This window comes from Polynucleobacter sphagniphilus (assembly GCF_001953355.1).
Taxonomy (GTDB): domain Bacteria; phylum Pseudomonadota; class Gammaproteobacteria; order Burkholderiales; family Burkholderiaceae; genus Polynucleobacter; species Polynucleobacter sphagniphilus.
Genome location: NZ_MPIY01000014.1, coordinates 1 through 1073 on the forward strand (window position 1 = coordinate 1; position 1073 = coordinate 1073).

Annotated in this window: 1 protein-coding gene; it reads right to left on the reverse strand. The window is 47.6% G+C overall.

The window, feature by feature from the left end; translation table 11 throughout:
• Positions 1–922: IS110 family transposase (locus BOQ04_RS08655; RefSeq protein WP_076024352.1), on the reverse strand; the 922-nt coding region annotated here is incomplete at its 3' end.
• Between the last annotated feature and the right edge of the window lie 151 nt (positions 923–1073).

The following is a 1073-nucleotide window of genomic DNA, read 5'->3' on the forward strand; positions in this document are numbered from 1 at the left end:
GATGGCTAAAGCGACGTAGATCCCCGCCTTCCGCCAGAATCGTTAGGGCATTAATCGGGCCAATCCCCGGCACACTTTGCAAGATGGCAGAATCCGGGTTATCGGCCAATACTGCTTGAGCTGTCTCTTCTAATTGCTTGCGACAAGCATTGATCTCTTGATAGCGTCTCAGTTGTATTTGAAAGGTTTTGCAAGCCAAGGAATCTGCCTCAACAGGTAGTCCAATGCTATGCAAGGCGGTCTCATAGAGCTCAATAAGCTTAGCCGCTTTATTAACCTTGCGGCCAATGACAGGGCTGGCAATCTGGCAAAACGCTTCTTGAGAGTGCTTCGTTACTGCGCTAGGGATGGGGAAGTGCAAAAGATAATTAATCCACCAGTCTGCGCGAGTACTGTTCCACCATTTACCCATCTCCGGAAAATATAGTGGCAGGTAATGAGTGAGGATGGAATGCTGTAAGCGCGTGCGACTCAAGGTCACTTGATAGTAGGTTTTAGATAACTCTTGGAGATCATGATGCCCTGCAATTAATGGGTCAACATAACGTTGAATAATCCCTTGCTTAAGCAGCTCTAAAAGCACTGCAGCATCCTTGGGGTCATTTTTATCCCAGGAGTTGAACATCACCTCTCTGTACCGGGCACTAGCTACCGAGGAAATAAAACAGACTTCAAACCCCGCCGCTACCAAGCGATGCCCTAATACGCGGTGGTAATTGCCGGTTGCCTCAAACCCAATAATGCAAGGCGGCGGTAAGCCCTTTAGAAAAGCAATAAAACGATCATGATCGGCAGCAGAATTAGCCATCCGAAAATGCTGCCTTTTACCCGCCTTGGTCTCGCTTAACACGGCATTAAAGTCCTTGGCAATATCGATTGCAATCCATGCCCCAAAGGGTTTATTGTTTAAGTGGTCAGCCATAGCAATACTCCTTATTGATGATCTCGCAATCACCAGCATGGCTTAAATTGCTGCGGCTGACTACCATTCTGCATGTACTATGGGCCCGAACTCGTCAGTGGCAGACTCATGGAATGGGCAGCAAAGCATCAAATCCACATACAACATATCC